We start from the raw sequence: 16,998 nt of genomic DNA on the forward strand, positions 1-16,998 counted from the left end.
ATCGCGGGGCCCCGCCGGGATCCGCAGCCCTGGGGCGTGGGCCGCGCCACCGGGGAGCGGGCGGCGGCCCGCCGTGAGGGGCGGCGAGAGCCGTCTGCCCCGGGGCACCGAGGACGCTACGCGCGCCGAATCGGGGCGTGCAATACCGCACGGCCGAATCCGGCCGCCGGGCTCCCGGCCGCCACGCGCACGTACGTTATCGCGACTGAGTCGATCACGCCGAGAAATTCGTACACAGGTCAACGTTTTCCGCCGTGTTCGGGCAATCCCATTGCCGCTTCCGTGCCCCGGCGAGCATCTTTGTCTGCGGCCGGAACGAGAACCCGTCACGGGGCACACGTTTTCTCCGTACGCACGGGTGCCTTCGGGCTCGGGCTGGTCTATGTTGCAGATGTTGTGATGTGAGTTGACGTCGGCCCCGCAGCAGGCCCACGGTGCGTCGCCCACCCGAGCCGAACGTCGAGCCGTACGTCCCGGCCAGTGAAAGGGACCACGCATGCCGAACGCCCTCCACGCATCGGCTTCCTCGGAGCAGCTGGGACCGATCCCCCGGGAGCTCGCCACCATCATGTGGCCCGAACTCCCGCCGCTGCTCGACGAGATCAAGGCCGAGGTCGTCCGCGCCTACCCGGAGTTCGCGGAGGTCTTCGCGGGCCCGCACGGCCGGTTCGTGCACTCGGCGATCGAGCAGAGCCTGACCATCTTCGTGGACCAGGTGGTGCGGCCGTCGGTGCCCTCGCCGCTGCGGGACGAGATGATCCGTACCTTCGGCCGGTTCGCGGCCTCCCGGGGCGGCAGTCTGGACACCCTGCGCGGCACCTTCCGCGTCGGCGCCCGGGTGGCGCTGCGCCACACCAAGAAGGTGGGCAAGCGCTACAACCTCTCCCCCGTGTTCATGCTGTCCTTCGCGGACAGCCTGTTCGCGTACATGGACCAGCTGGAGGCGCTGGCCGGCGAGGGCTATCTCCAGGCCAGGTCGTCGGCCGAGGACAACCAGGACGAGCTGCGCAGGAAGATCCTCCGGCTGATCGTCTCCGGCGGCGGCACCCCCCAGGCCGCCCTGGTCGAGCTGGCCGAACGGGCGGGCTGGCGGCTCCCGGAGGAGCTCACCCTGGTCGCGCTGAGCGCCGGCGCCCACCCGGCCCGCACCGCCCTGCACGGCGATGTGCTGATGGACCTCGCGGATCCGCAGCCGTATCTGCTGGTGCCGGGCGCCCTGCACGGCGAGCGCCACAGATCCCTGGTCCAGGCGCTCGGCGGGGCGCGCGCGGCGGCCGGGCCCACGGTGGCGCCCGCCGGGGCGGCCGACTCGCTGCGCTGGGCCCGCCAGGCGCTCGGCCTCGCGCTGTCCGGGATCATCACCGAGGCGCCCGTCGTGCACAGCGCGGACCATCTGGTCACCCTGTTGCTGATGTCCGACCCGGCGCTCGTCGAACTGCTCGCGGCCCGTGAACTCGCCCCGCTCCAGGGCCATACGGCGACGCGCCGCGAGCGGCTGATCGAGACGCTGCGGGCGTGGCTCGCCACCCGTGGCACCGCCGCCCAGATCGGCGAGGTGCTGCACATCCACCCGCAGACCGTCCGCTACCGCATGCGCAACCTGGACGCGGCCTTCGGGCGCCGGCTGACCGACCCCGAGCACCGCTTCGCCACCGAGATCGTGCTGCGCGCGATGCATCTGCGCGAGCGCGCCGACCCCTTACCGGAGGAGTCCTCGCTCACCCCTTCTCGTACAGCTCCTCGATCTCGCGGGCGTACGCGTCGGCCACCGCCCGCCGCCTGACCTTCAGGGACGGCGTCAGCAGCCCGTTCTCCTCGGTGAACTCCCCCGCCACCAGCCGGAACCGGCGGATCGACTCGGCCCGCGAGACCGCCGCGTTGGCGTGGTCCACGGCCTGCTGCACCTGAGCGATCAGCTCCGGGTCGTCCACCAGCCGCTCCACGGGGGTGTCCTGGTCCCGCCCGCGCACCGCCAGCCAGTGCTTGAGCGCCTCGGGGTCGAGGGTGACCAGTGCGGCGACATAGGACCGGTTGTCGCCCACCACCAGGCACTGACCGACCGGCGGACGGCTGCGCAGCCGGTCCTCCAGGACGCTGGGCGAGACGTTCTTGCCGCCGGAGGTGACCAGGATGTCCTTCTTGCGGCCGGTGATGGTGAGGTAGCCGTCGTCGTCGAGCCGGCCGAGGTCGCCGGTCGCGAACCAGCCGTCGGCCAGCACCCCGTCGGTGGCGGCCTGGTCGTTCCAGTAGCCGCTGAACACGATCGGCCCCTTGACCAGCACCTCCGCGTCGTCCGCGATCCGCACCGAGTTGCCCGGCACGGGCAGGCCGACCGTGCCGGGGCGCGGGGCGTGCGGCGGGGTGAGGGAGGCGGCCGCGGAGGTCTCGGTGAGCCCGTAGCCCTCGTAGATGAGGATGCCGGCGGCGTAGAAGAACAGGCTCAGCTCGCGGTCCAGGGGGGAGCCGCCGCTGATGGCGTAGCGCAGCCGGCCGCCGAGCTCCTTGCGTACGCGCCGGTAGACCAGCAGGTCGTAGAGCGCCCAGCCGAGCCGCAGCCCGGGGCCGGGTCCCTTGCCCCGGCCCAGGAAGCGGTCGAGGGCCGCCTCGCCGTAGCGCACGGCGACCCGGTGGGCGCGGTCGAAGGAGGCGCCGCGGCCGATGCGCTCGGCGGTGGCCCGCCCGGTGTCGTGGATCTTCTCGAAGAGATAGGGCACCCCGACGATGAAGGTGGGCCTGAACTCCCGTAGCTGCGGGCGGAGTTCCTCGGGCTTGACGCTGGGCCAGTGGCCGATCTCGATGCGGGCGAGCAGACAGGCTATCTGGAGGCTGCGGCCGAGGATGTGGGCGAGCGGCAGGAAGAGCAGGGTGGAGGCGGCCACGCCGGTGGCCGCCTCAAAGACGGGTTGGGCCAGCTCGGCGGTGTTGGCGGCCTCGGTGTAGAGGTTGCCGTGGGTGAGGACGCAGCCCTTGGGCTTTCCAGTGGTGCCGGAGGTGTAGCAGAGGGTGGCCAGGGTGTCCGGCCCGACCGCGGCGCGCCGCTTGTCGAGCTCCTCGTCGCCCGTCTCCCGTCCGGCGACGGCGAGTTGGGCCAGTGCGCCGTCGTCGATGACGAAGACCCGGCGGCCCTCGGCGGCCGCCCCGGCCGTCCGCAGCTCGGCCCCGCTCTCCACGACCAGCGTCCGGGCACCGGAGTCCGCGAGGATCCAGTCGATCTGCTCCGCCGAGGAGGTGGCGTAGATGGGCACGCTCACCCCGCCCGCCGCCCAGATGGCGAAGTCGAGGACGGCCCACTCGTACCGCGTGCGCGACATCAGCGCGACGCGCCCGCCCGGTTCGAGGCCCGAGGCGATCAGCCCCTTCGCGGTGTCGGCGACTTCACGGGCGAAGGCGGCCGCGGTGACCGGCTGCCAGCGCCCGCCGCGTCTGCGCCGCAGCGCCACGGCGTCCGGCGCCTCGGCGGCGTTGGTGAACGGGATGTCGGCGACGCTGCCCGCCCCGGGCGCGGCCAGTGGGGCGACCCGCACCTCGCGCACCTCACCGCCCTCGCGCACCAGCTCCACCTGGGCCCGCGAGGTGAGGTCGGCGCGCCGCGCGGCCTTTCTGAGGTCTTTCCGTACGCCCATGCGCGGACTCCTCTGCTCTGCTCGGGGCACAGTGGTACGGAGCACTTACCGGTTGGTACGAGAAGGCTGACTCGCCAACTTACCGCCGCGTAAGGAGAAATCAATCCCGCCGGATCCACCGAGTGGAGCCGGCGATTGTGGGAGGTTCCGACCAGAGCGCACCTCTTGCCCCGGCCTGACCCGCCCCCCGTACAGTGCCCCGGGGCCGTCCGGAGCCCCGTCGGACGGGAGGGGTTCAGGTGGGGCAGGGGCGTCGCGCGCGGTGGGGGCGGTTCGCCGTCCACGTGCTGCGGGGGCAGGCTCAGGTCGACTTCGTGCCGAGCGCGGTGACCGGCGCGGTCTTCACCGTGGGGCTCTTCGTCGCGGGCTGGCACTACGGCCTGTACGGGCTGCTCGGCACCGCCGTCGGCACCGCCACCGCCCAGCTCCTCGGCGTCGCGCGCGGCAGGGTCGCCGCCGGGCTCGAGGGGTTCAACGCCTGTCTGGTCGCCGTCGGCTGCGCGGTGGGCCTCGGGCCGGGGCATCTGTCCACCGCGCTGCTCGCGGCCGCCGGCTGCGCGGTGGTGACCGTGGTCGCCGCGGCCACCGCCACCGTGCTGCGCACCTGGGGGCTGCCGCCGCTGACGCTGCCCTTCTGTCTGACGGCGAGCGCCATGACGCTCGCGGCGCCGGGCTTCAGCAAGGTGTGGCACCACGGCGAGGGCCCGGCCGCGCTCGCCCGCGCCGCCGAGGGACCGGCCGCCCTGGGGCTGCGCGACGCGGCGCACGGCTTCTTCGCCAATATCGCGCAGGTCTTCCTGGTGCCGCAGTGGTACGTGGGGCTGATCTTTCTCGCCGGGATCTTCGCGGCCGACCGGCTCGCGGGCGCGATGGCCTGCGCGGGCAGCGCCGTGGGCATCCTCACGGCGTGGGCGCTGGGCGCCCCGGCGGAGCGGATCGCCGACGGGAGCATGGGGTACAACGCGGTCCTGGTGGCGATGGCCCTGTGCGGGGCGCTGCTCGCCGCCGACCGGTGGAGCCTCGGGTTCGCGGTGGTGGGGGCGGCGGCCGCGACCGTCCTGGGACCGGCGCTGAGCGCGCTGTTCGCCCCGGCCGGGGGCCGGGCGTTCACCTGGCCGTTCGTCCTGACCACGCTGGTCTTCCTGGCCTCGGTCCCGGCGCTGCCGAGGCTGCGGCGTACGCAGGAGGCGGTCGAGGCGCGGGACGCGACCGGCGCCGCGCTGCCCGGCTGAGCCGCCCTCCCGCTCACCCGCACGGCCTACCGCGCATGCGCCCCCTCCGCGCCGGTGTGAGGGTGCCAGTGTGACCACAGCCAGCGACACCGCGCCCCCGGCGGCCGCCGCGCCGCCCGTGCTGGACGTCCGCCGGCGGAACATCGTCTTCGGCACGATCATGCTCGGGATGCTGCTGGCCGCGCTGGACCAGACGATCGTGGGCACCGCGCTGCCGACGATCGTCTCGGACCTCGGCGGCGCCGCCCATATGTCCTGGGTGGTCACCTCGTATCTGCTCGCGGAGACCGTGGCGACCGCGCTGGTGGGCAAGTTCGGCGACCTCTTCGGCCGCAAGGTGGTCTTCCAGGTCTCGGCGGTCGTCTTCATCACCGGCTCCTTCCTGTGCGGCCTGGCGACCAACATGTCGCTGCTCATCGCCTGGCGGGCGCTCCAGGGCATCGGCGCCGGCGGGCTGATGGTCACCGCGATGGCGCTGATCGCGGACGTCATCCCGCTGCGCGAGCGCGGCAAGTACCAGGGCGCGATCGGCGCGGTGTTCGGCGTGTCCACCGTCATCGGGCCGCTGCTCGGCGGGCTGTTCACCGACCATCTGAGCTGGCGCTGGGCGTTCTATGTGAACGTGCCGATCGCGGTCCTGGTGGTGATCGCCGCCGCCCGTAACATCCCCTCGATCCGCTCGGTCGCCAAGCCGGTGATCGACTACCTCGGCATCGGGCTCGTCGCGGCCGGGGCGAGCGCCCTGATCCTGGCGACGAGCTGGGGCGGCAACGAGTACGCCTGGTCCTCGCCGACCGTCCTCGCGCTCTTCGCGGGCGGGGTGGCCGCGCTGGCCGCGTTCTGCTGGGCGGAGACCCGGGCCGTCGAGCCGATGCTGCCGATGCGGCTGTTCCGCAACCCCGTCTTCACGGTCTGCTCGGTCCTCAGCTTCATCGTGGGCTTCGCGATGCTGGGCGCGATGACGTTCCTGCCGACCTACCTCCAGTACGTGGACGGCGACTCCGCGACCGTCTCGGGCGTGCGCACCCTGCCCATGGTTGTCGGCCTGCTGATCGCCTCCGTGTTCAGCGGCAACGTGGTCAGCAAGACCGGCCAGTACCGGATCTTCCCCGTCGTGGGCGCCCTGGTGATGGGCGTCGGGCTCTATCTGCTCTCGCTGATGGGGCCGGGCAGCGGCGCCTGGCTGGAGTCGCTCTACATGTTCGTGCTCGGCCTCGGCATCGGCCTGTGCATGCAGGTCCTGACGATCGCCGTGCAGAACACCGTCGACTACGCGGACCTCGGCACCGCCACCTCCGGGGTGACCTTCTTCCGTACGCTGGGCAGCTCCTTCGGCACCGCGGTCTTCGGGACCATCTACGCCAACACCCTCAAGAGCCATCTCGCGGACGGGATCGCGGCCGCCGCGAAGGCGGGCGGCGCGGACCCGGCCGCGCTCGCCAGGGCGGCGCAGTCCCCCGAGGGCCTCAAGTCGCTGCCGTCGGCGACGGCCGCGCCGATCGTCCAGGCGTACGCCGACTCCCTGCACACGGTGTTCCTGTGGACCGTGCCGGTGGCCGCCGTCGGGTTCCTGGTGGCGCTCTTCCTCAAGCAGGTCGAGCTGCGCGACACCGCCCGCTCCTCCTCCACCGACATGGGCGAGGGCTTCGCCCAGCCGACCACCGGAGACTCGCAGAAGCTGTTGGAGCTGTCGGTCGCCAAGATCGTGCGCAGTACGGGCATGGACACCGCCCGCCATATCGTCCTGCGCTCCGACTCCCGCCTCGATGTCGCGGGCGCCTGGGCGGTGATGCAGGTCGAGCTGTTCACCAGGATGGTCGGGCACGCGAGCCTCGGTCTGATCGCGGCCCGCCGCCATGTGCCGCCGGAGGTGCTGGTGCCGGTCTTCCAGCGGATGGTCGACGAGGGCTTCCTGACCCGCGAGGGCACCTACTTCGAGCTCAGCGGGGCCGGGCGGCGCGAGGTCGACGCCATCACCGCGTCCTGGTCGGACTGGCTCAATGAGCAGTTGGAGCGGGACCGGGGGCGGCCGCGCAGCGCGGAGCTGCGGGCCGCCGCCGACGCCATCGCCAAACGGCTGCTGGCCGAGGACCTGGCCAACGGCCTGCCCCCGGCCGACCGCCGGACGGTGGGCGCGACCCGGTCCTGACCCTGCCCCACCCCCGACCGCGCCCCCGTTTCGAGGAGTCGAGTCCCGTGTCTCAGCCCGAATGCGCCCCGTGGCCGTCGTGGCCGCCGTGCCCGGCGTGGTCGAACTTGAGCGCCTCCGCCGGCGCCACCACGTACGGCCGCATCATGCCCATGTCCTCGTGCTCCAGCAGATGGCAGTGGTACATGAACCGCCCGTACGCGCCGTCGAAGCGGCCCAGCACCCGCACCAGCTGTCCCGCCGGGACGCGGAAGACGTCCTTGAAGCCGCGCTCATTGGGGGCGAGCGGGATCGGCCGGGCCGCGTCGTAGGCCACCGGCGCCCGGGTGCCGCCCAGCTTCTGGTCGAAGCCGTCCACGGTGTACGCGTCACGGCCCATCAGCTGGAAGTCGGCCAGGTGGATGTGCATCGGGTGGACGGGCCCGCCGAGGTTGAGGAAGCTCCACTGCTCGAAGGAGCCCTCAGCGACGGTGAACCCTAGGCCGTCGTTGAAGGTGCGGGAGATCCGCCGGTAGGTCTTCACCTTGCCGTCGGCGCCCCGCAGCTGGATCACGCCGTCGGCCGGCTCGGCGGGGGCGTCGGCGACCTCGGCCATCTCCCAGATCTCCGGGTGGCCGCCGCCCCCGGCGGTGCCGGGCGGGGTGAGCACGACCAGGCGGTGGCCGTGGTGCAGCTGCCCGTGCTCGTACCGCCGGAAGGAGCCGGAGAGCACCTGGGGCAGCACGAAGGGGTCGCGCTCGTGGCCCTCGCGCACCCGGAACTCCATCACGTGCGGATAGCGGACGTTGCCGGCCGGGTCGGGCACCCCGGCGGGCTTGCCCGGTCCCTTGTTGACCAGGCGCAGCCGGCGGCCCGCCAGCTCCCGGAAGTCGATCAGCAGGTCCATGCGCTCGGCGGGCGCCACGGTCAGCGCCGGCAGCGCCGCGTCGAAGTCGACCGGCACCGGGGCGGGCAGCAGTCCGCCGTCGCTGCCGATCTGGTGGAGCACGCCGGGCACCGGGGTGTCGTCCTCGTCGAGGAGCACCAGGTCGTAGATGCGGGCGTTGGAGGCGTTGACGAGGCGGAAGCGGTACCAGGCCGCGTCGGTGTCGAGGTGGGGCCAGATGACGCCGTTGACGGTGGTGAAAGGGCCGGTGAAGGGGGCCGTGACCGGCCGTCCCGTCTCGGCGTTCTTCGGGTCGACGACGATCGTCTTGTGCAGCAGCCGCCCGTCGAGGCGGCCGTCCTCGTCGGTGTCGAGGTTGCGGTCGATCAGGATCAGCGGGATCTCCCGCCTGCCGTGCGGCAGCCGCAGGGCGTCCTCCTCGTCGTCGCGCAGCAGATACGTTCCGACGAGCCCGGCGTAGACGTTGAACCGGGTGATGTTCATGGCGTGGTCGTGGTACCACCACTGCACGGCCTGGTGGTCGTTGGGGTACTCGGAGAGCTGGGCGTCGCCCTCCCCCAGCGCGTTGTCGGCCCAGCCGTCGTTTCCGCCGCCGGTCTGGGCGCCGTGCAGGTGCGTGACGGTCCAGGCGGGCAGCGCCGCCACGTCCGCGCTGGGCTCGGCGCCGCCGCGCCCCGGCTCGGTGGTGGCGGGCGGGGTGCCCTGCGGGCGCAGCGGCACCTCGACGGCGGTGACCGGGTACTCGCTGCCGCGCGGCACCCGGTTGGTCCAGGCGATCCGCACCCGCTGCCCGCGCCGCACCTCGATGGTGGGCCCGGGCACGGTGCCGTTGTAGCCCCACATCAAGGTGGGCGGCAGCTGGCTGTGCAGCCGCACCCAGGCGGGGCGGATCGCGATCTCGGTCTCCCGGCGCACATCGGCCTTGGCGGGCCGCAGCACTTCGGGGATGGGCAGGCGGTCGGTGTACGGGACGAGTTCGTCCCCCGTGGTGTCGGACATCTTCTCCCCCTGATCCCGGCCTTCACGGCCGTTCACGGAAAAAGACGCCGAAAGCCGTGATCCGGTTCAGTCCGTGGAGACCGCGTCCAGATACACCCAGGCGCCGTCGTATCGGACGAATCGGCTCCGCTCGTACAGCGCGCCCTCGCCGCCGCCCTCGGTGTAGTGGGCGCGGAAGGCGACCTCGCCGGTGGTGTGGAAGGCGCTGCCGTCCTTGGTGTCCAGGACCTCCAGCCGGATCCAGCGCATCCCCGGGTCGAAGTCCACGGAGGCGGGCCGGTGGTCGGGGTGCCAGGTGCGCAGCAGATACGGCTCGTCGTGGACCGCGAAGGCGCTGAAGCGGGAGCGCATCAGGGCCTCGGCGGTGGGGGCCGCCTGCCCGGCGTGATAGCGCCCGCAGCACTCGGCGTACGCCGCGGGCAGCCCGCAGGGGCAATCCACGGGGGCCTGGGGGCGGGCGGTTCGGGGGGTGCGTCGAGCCATGGCCCTATCTGACCACATCCGGATCCGGCCATCCCCGCGCCGGCCCACCGGGCCCACCCGGTGGTGGCCGCAACTGCCGTACGCCCGGGGAACACTGGGCTCGATTGCCTCTTCCGGCTTGTCCGCCGCGACCGTATGCTCCTGCGCCGACGTGACCGTTACCACCGGTAATAGGGGGCACCATGGAGCGTTCGGGCAGTACGAGGCGCACGTTTGTCGCGGGGACGGCGGTGGCGGGCGCGGCGACCGCTCTGGGGCTCGACGCGGCGGTGCCCGCGGCGGCGGCGTCGCACGCGGCGGCCGCCCCGGCGCAGGGGCAGTCGGTGGTGGTGCTCGGCGGCGGCGTCGCCGGGCTGACCGCCGCCCACGAGCTCGCCGAACGCGGCTTCCGGGTCACGCTCTACGAGCGCCGGGCGCTCGGCGGCAAGGCGCGCAGCATGGACGTGCCCGAGAGCGCCCGGGGCGGACGCGCACCACTGCCGGCCGAGCACGGCTTCCGGTTCATCCCCGGGATCTACCACAACCTCCCCGACACGATGCGGCGGATCCCCTTCCCCGGCAATCCGCACGGCGTCTGGGACAACCTGGTCGCGCCCAAGGAGATGATGTTCGCCCGGACCGGCTACGAGGACCTGCGCCTGCCGCTGCCCTGGTCCGGCACCCCGCAGCAGCTCACCCTGGACGCGCTGCGGCGCGCCCTGACCGGGGTGCTCGGCACCTTCCAGCGGCTGCCCGCGCGCGAGATCGCGTACTTCGCCGACCGTCTCGTCACCTTCCTGACCAGCTGCGAGGAGCGCCGCGACGACCAGTGGGAGGCGACGCCCTGGTGGACCTTCACCAAGGCGGGAAAGATGAGTTACGAGTACCAGCGCATCCTCGCCGTCGGCGTCACCCGCAACATCGTGGCGACCAAGGCGGAGGAGGCCAGCACCCGTACGGTGGGCTCACTGCTCGAGGCGTTCGTCTTCAACGCGCTCGGCCGGGGCGCGGACGGCCCCCTGGACCGCATCCTCAACGCCCCCACCAACGAGGCGTGGATCGACCCCTGGGTGGCCCATCTGCGCACCCTCGGCGTCCGGTTCGAGGTGGGCTGGACCCTGCGGGAGTTCGGGTACGACGGCGGGAAGGTGACGGGGGCGGTGGTCGAGGACCCGGGCGGGGTGCGCCGCACGGTGAGCGCCGACCACTACGTCTGCGCGCTGCCGGTCGAGCACGCCCGGCGCACCTGGAGCGCCGCGATGCGCGCGGCCGACCCGCAGCTGGCCCGCTGCGACAAGCTGCGCACGGACTGGATGACCGGCATCCAGTTCTATCTGACCGAGCGGCCCGACGGGGTGCACGGCCACTTCGACTGCATCGACTCGCCCTGGTCGCTCACCGCCATCGCCCAGGCCGAGCACTGGCCGCACCACGACTTCCGCACCGACTACGGCGACGGCACGGTGGCGGACTGCCTCTCGGTGGACATCTCCGAGTGGGACAAGCCCGGGATGCTGTACGGGAAGACGGCCAAGCAGTGCACCCGCGAGGAGGTCGCCCGCGAGGTGTGGGCGCAGCTGAAGGCGTCGGTCAACGACACCGGCAAGACCGTGCTCAGCGACGGCAAGCTGCACTCGTGGTTCCTGGACCCGGGGGTCTCCGGTATCGGGACGCCCGACCCGAGGAACGAGGACGAGCTGCTCATCCACCCGGTCGGCACGTTCCACAACCGGCCGTCGGCGGGGACGAGGATCCCCAACTTCTATCTGGCGGGCGACTACGTGGCCGTCCCCATCGACCTGGCGACCATGGAGGGCGCCAACACCTCGGGCCGCCTCGCCGCCAACGCGCTCCTCGAGCGGACCGGTTCGACGGCCCCGCGCTGCTCGGTGGCCCCGCTCTACAGCGCCCCCGAGCTCGATCTGCTCAAGCGCGACGACCGCTTCCGCTACCGGCTGGGGCTGCCCAACGTCTTCGACGTGGGGTGACACCGACACGGCTCGGCCGCCGCCCCGGCCCCTGGAGGGCTGTGGGCGGCGGCCGTCCGGTGGATCACGTCAGCAGGAAGTCGGCCTGGCCCGACTTGGCGCCGAGGATGAACGCGGCGATCTCGTTGCTGGTGTAGATCAGAGCGGGGCCCTCCGGGTCGGCCGACTGGCGCACCGCGACCCGGCCGTCGGCCAGCTTCATGGCCTCGACGCAGTTGCCGCCGTTGCCACCGCTCCACGGCTTGTGCCAGCCCTCGGTCCCGAGCTCCCGGGCCGGCATGCCGTTGTATATGTGATCCATTCACAGCTCCTCGCGGAGATCCGCCAGGATCTCCTTCGTGCGTCGTGCAGTGGCGGCCTGGGCCGCCATGCGATCCATGACCTCCAGGTGGGTCGCCACCTCGGGGCGCGCGTCGAGATAAACCGCGCCGGTCAGGTACTCGCTGTAGACCATGTCCGGGAGTTCCGGCACGGCGAATCTGAAGAGGACGAAGGGGCCGTAGGTCCCCGGGTGGTGCCCGGTCGCGAACTCGGCGAGCTGGAGGGTCACATGGGGCAGCTCGGCGGCTTCGAGGAGCCGGTCGAGCTGGCCGCGCATCACCTCGGGACCGCCCACCGGGCGCCGCAGCACCGTCTCGTCCATGATCACCCAGAGCCTCGGCGCGTCGGCCCGGGTGAGCAGCGACTGGCGCTCCATGCGCAGCGCCACATGCCGCTCGATGTCGGCGGCCTTCGTCTGCCCGAGCGCGCCGCTGATCATGACCGAGCGCGCGTACTGCTCGGTCTGGAGCAGCCCGGGGACGAAGTGCGGCTCGTACGTCCGGATGAGCGAGGCGGCGCCCTCCAGGCTCACGTACATGCTGAACCAGTCGGGCAGGATGTCGTGGAAGCGCTGCCACCACCCCGGCTTGTTGGCCTCCTCCGCCAGTTCGATGAAACGGTCCGTCTCCTCGTCCCCGATGCCGTACGCCTTGAGCAGCAGCTGGACGTACGGGATCTTCAGGGCGACCTCGGCGGTCTCCATCCGGCGGATCGTGGCGGGGGCGACGCGGAGCACCTTCGCCGCCTCTTCGCGCCTGAGGCCTGCACGCTCGCGCAGATCCTGCAGGCGTCTGCCCAGCACGACCTGCCCCACGGTCGGGGCGGACCGGGGTTCACTCACGTCAGACCTCCCCTAACCCTGTTGCCGAGCAGTGTGCCATGCCACCTCAGCCCAGAACACAGCACTCTGCAATTTTCAGAGTGCCCCTTGCCAAGTGTCACGGATGGGTGGAAGGTAGGTCGGTGAACGCCAGCACATGCGGCTGTCGCGAGCGACGCCGCTACCCCACTGTGAGGACCCGGTCGTGGCCCCTGGTAATGCGCTCGTCCCGCAGCTCATAGGCGCGGCCCCGACGGTCTCCGTCGCCGACGTCCGCCGGTACGCGTTCGACCTGGCGGCCCGGCCCGAATCCGCCTCCGCGGCCCGCCGCCACACGGCCGAGGTCGCGCTCCGGTGGGGGCTCACCGAGGAGCTGGGCGACGCCGCCGCCCTGGTGATATCCGAGCTCGTCACCAACGCCGTCGTCCACACCGCGGGCACCCGGGTTTCCTGCGAACTCTCCTTCGCCGCGCACCACTTGACGCTCGCCGTCCGCGACCAGGGGTACGGGAGCGACGGTCCCACCCTGTGCGACGCGGCCGACAGCGAGGAGGGCGGCCGGGGGCTGCTGCTCGTCGACGCGCTCAGCGTGGCCTGGGGCGCCCACGACGTGCCGCACGGCACCGGCCGGATCGTCTGGGCCCGGCTCGGGGCGGACCCCGCATGCCGATGAGCTCACGCACACTTCTGTCCAGAGGCGGCCGGGAAGAGGCTGGGGGGCCTCGGGGGCCCGGCTCGCAAGGGGGCGCCGGAGCGACCGGCGGCGGCAGACTGGTGCTGCCGCCGGCGCTCCCGGCGTCTGTGGGCAGCGACGCGGTCGCGGTGCCCGCCTCCTACGGCTTCCGGGTCCTGGCGCGGCTGCCCCGCTCGGGGTGCGTCTTCGCCGACCCGGACCGCTGGTGGTGGATCGTCCCGGCGGGCTCGGACCACGAGCTCAGCTGGCCGTACCCGGCGCACTACGCACCCGGCGCACACGTCCCGGAGAACCCGGGCCGAAGGATGATCCACTGTCCCGAGGGCAGCAGCCCTTATACGCCCCCCATCCCGCTCTACCTGGTGGTATGCCAGCTGACTGGAACGGCACCGGCATGGACCTAGCCCGCTCGCTCGCCCTTCTCGCCGACCCGGGGTGGGACGTCGCTCCCCGCCCCTGCGGACCCGATCTCCGCGCCCACGGCCTCAGCCCGTCGTCAGCCCTCCCGCCGCCCGTGCCAGGGCGTCCAGGACCGGGCTGATCAGCGGGTGGTGCTCGGCGCCGCTGCGTACCGCCGCGAAGACGCGCCGGGTCGCCGCGGGGCCCGCCACCGGGCGCACCACCGTGTTCTTCTGCTCCATGCCGCGCAGCGCCGAGCGGGGCACCAGGGCCACGCCCGCCCCCGCGCCCGCCAGCGCCACCACCGCGCGGAAGTCGTCCGAGGAGTGGATCAGCCGCGGCTCGAAGCCCGCCAGCTCACAGGCGAGGAAGACCACGTCGTGGCAGGGGTTGCCGGGGTACGGACCGATCCAGTCGTCCTCGGAAAGGGCCGACAGACGCACCTCCGGGGCCAGCGCCAGCGGGTGCCCGGCCGGGAGCACCGCGTCGAAGGGCTCCGCGTAGAGCGCGACGCGGGCCAGGCGCCGGTCGTCCTCCCGGGGAGCGCCCCGGTACTCGACCGCCAGCGCCAGGTCCGCCTCGCCGTGCAGGACCATGGGCAGCGACGCGTCGCCCTCGGCGTCGCGCACCCGCACCCGGATCGTGGGGTGGGTGCCGCGCAGCAGGGCCACGGCCGGGGCCAGCACCTCGGCGATGCCGGTGGCGAACGCCGCCACGGTCACCTCGCCGGCCGCGCCGCCCGCGTACGCCGCGAGCTCCGCCTCGGCCCGCTCCAGCTGGGCCAGGACCGCGTTGGCGTGCTCCAGGAGGATCTCGCCGGCCCGGGTGAGCCGTACGCCTTTGCCACTGCGGGTCAGCAGGGTGTGGCCGGTCTCCTGCTCCAGGGCGGCGAGCTGCTGGGAGACGGCGGACGGGGTCAGATAGAGCGCTGCGGCCGCGGCGGTCACCGTACGGTGGTCCGCCGCGGCGCGCAGGATGCGGAGCCGGCGCGGGTCGATCACCCAGCCATTGTCGCCCTGGCGTCGACGAACGCCGCCACCGCCCGCTCCACGTCCGCCGTGGAGTGGGCCGCCGAGAGCTGGACGCGGATACGGGCCGCGCCCATCGGGACCACCGGGTAGGAGAAGCCGATCACATAGACACCGCGCTCCAGGAGCAGCTCGGCCATCCGGCCGGCCTCGGCGGCGTCGCCGATCATGACGGGCGCGATGGCGTGGTCACCGGGCAGGATCTCGAAGCCCGCCTCGGTCATCTTCGTCCGGAAGAGCGCGGTGTTGGCGGCCAGCTTGTCGCGCAGGTCGCCCGCCGACTCCAGCAGGTCGAGGACCTTGAGCGAGGCCGCGGCGATCACCGGGGCCAGCGAGTTCGAGAAGAGGTACGGGCGCGAGCGCTGGCGCAGCAGGGCGACGATCTCGGCGCGGGCCGCGACATAGCCGCCGGAGGCGCCGCCGAGCGCCTTGCCGAGGGTGCCGGTGATGATGTCGACGCGGTCCATCACGCCGTGCAGCTCGGGCGTGCCCCGGCCGCCGGGGCCGACGAAGCCCACCGCGTGCGAGTCGTCGACCATGACCATCGCGTCGTAGCGGTCGGCCAGGTCGCAGATCTCCTGGAGCGGGGCGACATAGCCGTCCATGGAGAAGACGCCGTCGGTGACGATGAGGCGGCGGCGCGCGCCGGAGGCCTCCTTGAGCTTCGCCTCCAGCTCGGCCATGTCCCGGTTGGCGTAGCGGTAGCGGGCGGCCTTGGACAGCCGGATGCCGTCGATGATCGAGGCGTGGTTGAGGGCGTCGGAGATCACCGCGTCCTCGGCGCCGAGCAGGGTCTCGAAGACACCGCCGTTGGCGTCGAAGCAGGACGAGTAGAGGATCGTGTCCTCCTGGCCGAGGAAGGCCGAGAGCCGCGCCTCCAGCTCCTTGTGGACGTCCTGGGTGCCGCAGATGAAGCGGACCGAGGCCATGCCGTAGCCCCAGCGGTCGAGCGCCTCCTTGGCGGCGGCGATCACCTCGGGGTGGTCGGCCAGGCCCAGGTAGTTGTTGGCGCAGAAGTTCAGCACCTCACCGGTGGGGACGGCGACCGAGGCGTTCTGCGGGGTGGAGATGACCCGCTCGGGCTTGAAGAGACCGGCCTCGCGGATCTCGTCGAGGGTGCTGCGGAGGTCGTCGCGGACGGACGCGTACATGCTTCAGGCTCCTAGATGCCGAGTGACTTCCTGGGACCGCCGGGGACTCAGGCGGTCCAGTCAAGGATGATCTTGCCGCTGCGGGCGGTGGCGGCCTCGTCGAAGGCCGCGTCGAAGTCCCGGTACGCGTAGCTGCCGGTGATCACCGGAGAGAGGTCGAGGCCGCCTTCGAGCAGCACCGTCATCGCGTACCACGTCTCGAACATCTCACGGCCGTAGATGCCCTTGACGGTGATCATCGAGGTGACGATCTTCGACCAGTCGACGGCGAACTCCTGCGCGGGCAGCCCGAGCATCGCGATCCTGCCGCCGTGCGTCATGTTGTCGATCATGTCGCGCATCGCCTCGCCGCGGCCGGACATCTCCAGGCCGACGTCGAAGCCCTCGCGCAGACCCAGCTGCCGCTGCGCGTCCGCGATGGACGACGTCGCCACGTTCACCGCCAGGGTCGCGCCCGCCTTGCGGGCCAGCTCCAGGCGCTCGGGGCTGACGTCGGTGATCACGACGTTGCGGGCGCCCGCGTGCCGGGCCACGGCCGCCGCCATGATGCCGATCGGGCCGGCGCCGGTGATCAGGACGTCCTCGCCGACCAGTGGGAAGGAGAGCGCGGTGTGCACGGCGTTGCCGAACGGGTCGAAGATCGCGGCGACGTCGAGGTCGACGGGGGTGCGGTGCACCCACACGTTGGAGGCGGGCAGCGCCACGTACTCCGCGAAGGCCCCGTCGCGGCCCACGCCCAGGCCGACGGTGGAGCGGCACAGGTGGCGGCGGCCCGCCAGGCAGTTGCGGCACTTGCCGCAGACCAGATGGCCCTCGCCGCTGACCAGGTCGCCGACCGCGATGTCCCGGACGTCCGCGCCGACCGCCGCGACCTCGCCGACGAACTCGTGGCCGAGGACCAGGGGGGTCTTGACCGCGCCCTGCGCCCAGCCGTCCCAGGAGCGGATGTGCAGGTCGGTGCCGCAGATGCCGGTGCGCAGCACCTTGATGAGCACATCGCCGGGGCCGGTCTCCGGCTCCGGGACGTCCATGAGCCACAGTCCGGGTTCGGCGTGCTGCTTGACAAGGGCCTTCATGGCGGGCGGCTCCCGGGAGCGTACAAAGGGGGGCGAAAGCCATGGTTCCATGGCTGATCACCAATCTGCCGAGCAGGAGCCGCCGCGTCCATCGAGGATTTCTTAAGCGGGCCAACAGCCGAGCTTCACGCGCCCCTGGCGCACTCCCCCCTCACATGCCTCACGCCCGC

The 16,998-nt window shown here is 72.5% G+C and carries 14 protein-coding genes; 6 read left to right on the top strand and 8 right to left on the bottom strand.

Translation table 11 applies throughout. The features are described 5' to 3' along the window. The first annotated feature begins 496 nt into the window (after window positions 1-496). Window positions 497-1,783 carry a PucR-like N-terminal domain-containing protein gene (locus ABD236_RS33955; protein ID WP_344081276.1) on the top strand — a complete coding sequence of 429 codons (1,287 nt, stop codon included), beginning with the start codon at window positions 497-499 and terminating at the stop codon, window positions 1,781-1,783. Here ABD236_RS33955 and ABD236_RS33960 read toward each other — a convergent pair. Further along, window positions 1,719-3,623, bottom strand: coding sequence for an AMP-dependent synthetase/ligase (locus ABD236_RS33960; RefSeq protein WP_344081279.1), 1,905 nt, complete (start codon window positions 3,621-3,623; stop codon window positions 1,719-1,721). The two genes, ABD236_RS33955 and ABD236_RS33960, sit on opposite strands and share 65 nt — an antisense overlap. A 239-nt stretch (window positions 3,624-3,862) precedes the next feature. On the opposite strand from ABD236_RS33960, the gene ABD236_RS33965 reads away from it, so the two are divergent. Both ABD236_RS33965 and ABD236_RS33970 read left to right on the top strand, forming a co-directional pair. Further along, a complete protein-coding gene (locus ABD236_RS33965; RefSeq protein ID WP_344081282.1) occupies window positions 3,863-4,855 on the top strand; it encodes an urea transporter in 993 nt (330 codons plus the stop codon). A gap of 70 nt (window positions 4,856-4,925) precedes the next feature. Further along, on the top strand, window positions 4,926-7,004 hold the full coding sequence (locus ABD236_RS33970; protein ID WP_344081285.1) for an MDR family MFS transporter: 2,079 nt from the start codon (window positions 4,926-4,928) through the stop codon (window positions 7,002-7,004). A 52-nt stretch (window positions 7,005-7,056) separates the two neighbouring features. On the opposite strand, the gene phsA is transcribed toward ABD236_RS33970, so the two are convergent. Together phsA and ABD236_RS33980 are read right to left on the bottom strand one after the other, a co-directional pair. Further along, complete coding sequence (gene phsA, locus ABD236_RS33975; RefSeq protein ID WP_344081288.1) at window positions 7,057-8,889, bottom strand: O-aminophenol oxidase PhsA; 1,833 nt, start codon at window positions 8,887-8,889, stop codon at window positions 7,057-7,059. A 66-nt stretch (window positions 8,890-8,955) separates the two neighbouring features. Beyond that, complete coding sequence (locus tag ABD236_RS33980; RefSeq protein ID WP_344081291.1) at window positions 8,956-9,372, bottom strand: YchJ family protein; 417 nt, start codon at window positions 9,370-9,372, stop codon at window positions 8,956-8,958. Window positions 9,373-9,554: 182 nt separating this feature from the next. Here ABD236_RS33980 and ABD236_RS33985 point away from each other — a divergent pair, with 182 nt between their 5' ends. Next, on the top strand, window positions 9,555-11,339 hold the full coding sequence (locus tag ABD236_RS33985) for a hydroxysqualene dehydroxylase (RefSeq protein WP_344081294.1): 1,785 nt from the start codon (window positions 9,555-9,557) through the stop codon (window positions 11,337-11,339). 64 nt (window positions 11,340-11,403) lie between these two features. Here ABD236_RS33985 and ABD236_RS33990 read toward each other — a convergent pair whose 3' ends face one another. Further along, window positions 11,404-11,640, bottom strand: a complete 237-nt coding sequence (locus tag ABD236_RS33990; RefSeq protein ID WP_067166531.1) for a DUF397 domain-containing protein — start codon at window positions 11,638-11,640, stop codon at window positions 11,404-11,406. Continuing rightward, entirely contained in the window at window positions 11,641-12,501 is an 861-nt protein-coding gene (locus ABD236_RS33995; RefSeq protein ID WP_344081301.1) for a helix-turn-helix domain-containing protein, read from the bottom strand. A 184-nt stretch (window positions 12,502-12,685) separates the two neighbouring features. Between ABD236_RS33995 and ABD236_RS34000 the strand changes: the two genes are divergently transcribed. Together ABD236_RS34000 and ABD236_RS34005 are read left to right on the top strand one after the other, a co-directional pair. Next, window positions 12,686-13,153: an ATP-binding protein gene (locus ABD236_RS34000; protein ID WP_344081304.1), complete on the top strand. Its 468-nt coding sequence runs from the start codon at window positions 12,686-12,688 to the stop codon at window positions 13,151-13,153. Beyond that, on the top strand, window positions 13,150-13,578 hold the full coding sequence (locus ABD236_RS34005) for a hypothetical protein (protein ID WP_425544015.1): 429 nt from the start codon (window positions 13,150-13,152) through the stop codon (window positions 13,576-13,578). Before ABD236_RS34000 ends, ABD236_RS34005 begins: the two co-directional genes overlap by 4 nt. Window positions 13,579-13,659: 81 nt before the next feature. Here the strand turns inward: ABD236_RS34005 and ABD236_RS34010 are convergent, their stop codons facing one another. Genes ABD236_RS34010 through tdh form a run of 3 tightly spaced genes read right to left on the bottom strand, consistent with a single transcriptional unit; the run spans window position 13,660 to window position 16,828 of the window. Continuing rightward, window positions 13,660-14,574: a LysR family transcriptional regulator gene (locus tag ABD236_RS34010; protein ID WP_344081310.1), complete on the bottom strand. Its 915-nt coding sequence runs from the start codon at window positions 14,572-14,574 to the stop codon at window positions 13,660-13,662. Beyond that, complete coding sequence (locus ABD236_RS34015) at window positions 14,571-15,752, bottom strand: glycine C-acetyltransferase (RefSeq protein ID WP_344081314.1); 1,182 nt, start codon at window positions 15,750-15,752, stop codon at window positions 14,571-14,573. The genes ABD236_RS34010 and ABD236_RS34015 overlap by 4 nt, the downstream gene beginning before the upstream one ends. 47 nt (window positions 15,753-15,799) lie before the next feature. Further along, the gene (gene tdh / locus ABD236_RS34020) at window positions 15,800-16,828 is read right to left on the bottom strand and encodes an L-threonine 3-dehydrogenase (protein ID WP_344081317.1); all 1,029 of its coding nucleotides are present in this window, start codon (window positions 16,826-16,828) and stop codon (window positions 15,800-15,802) included. Between the last annotated feature and the right edge of the window lie 170 nt (window positions 16,829-16,998).

The organism is Streptomyces crystallinus (assembly GCF_039521265.1).
Lineage (GTDB): Bacteria > Actinomycetota > Actinomycetes > Streptomycetales > Streptomycetaceae > Streptomyces > Streptomyces crystallinus.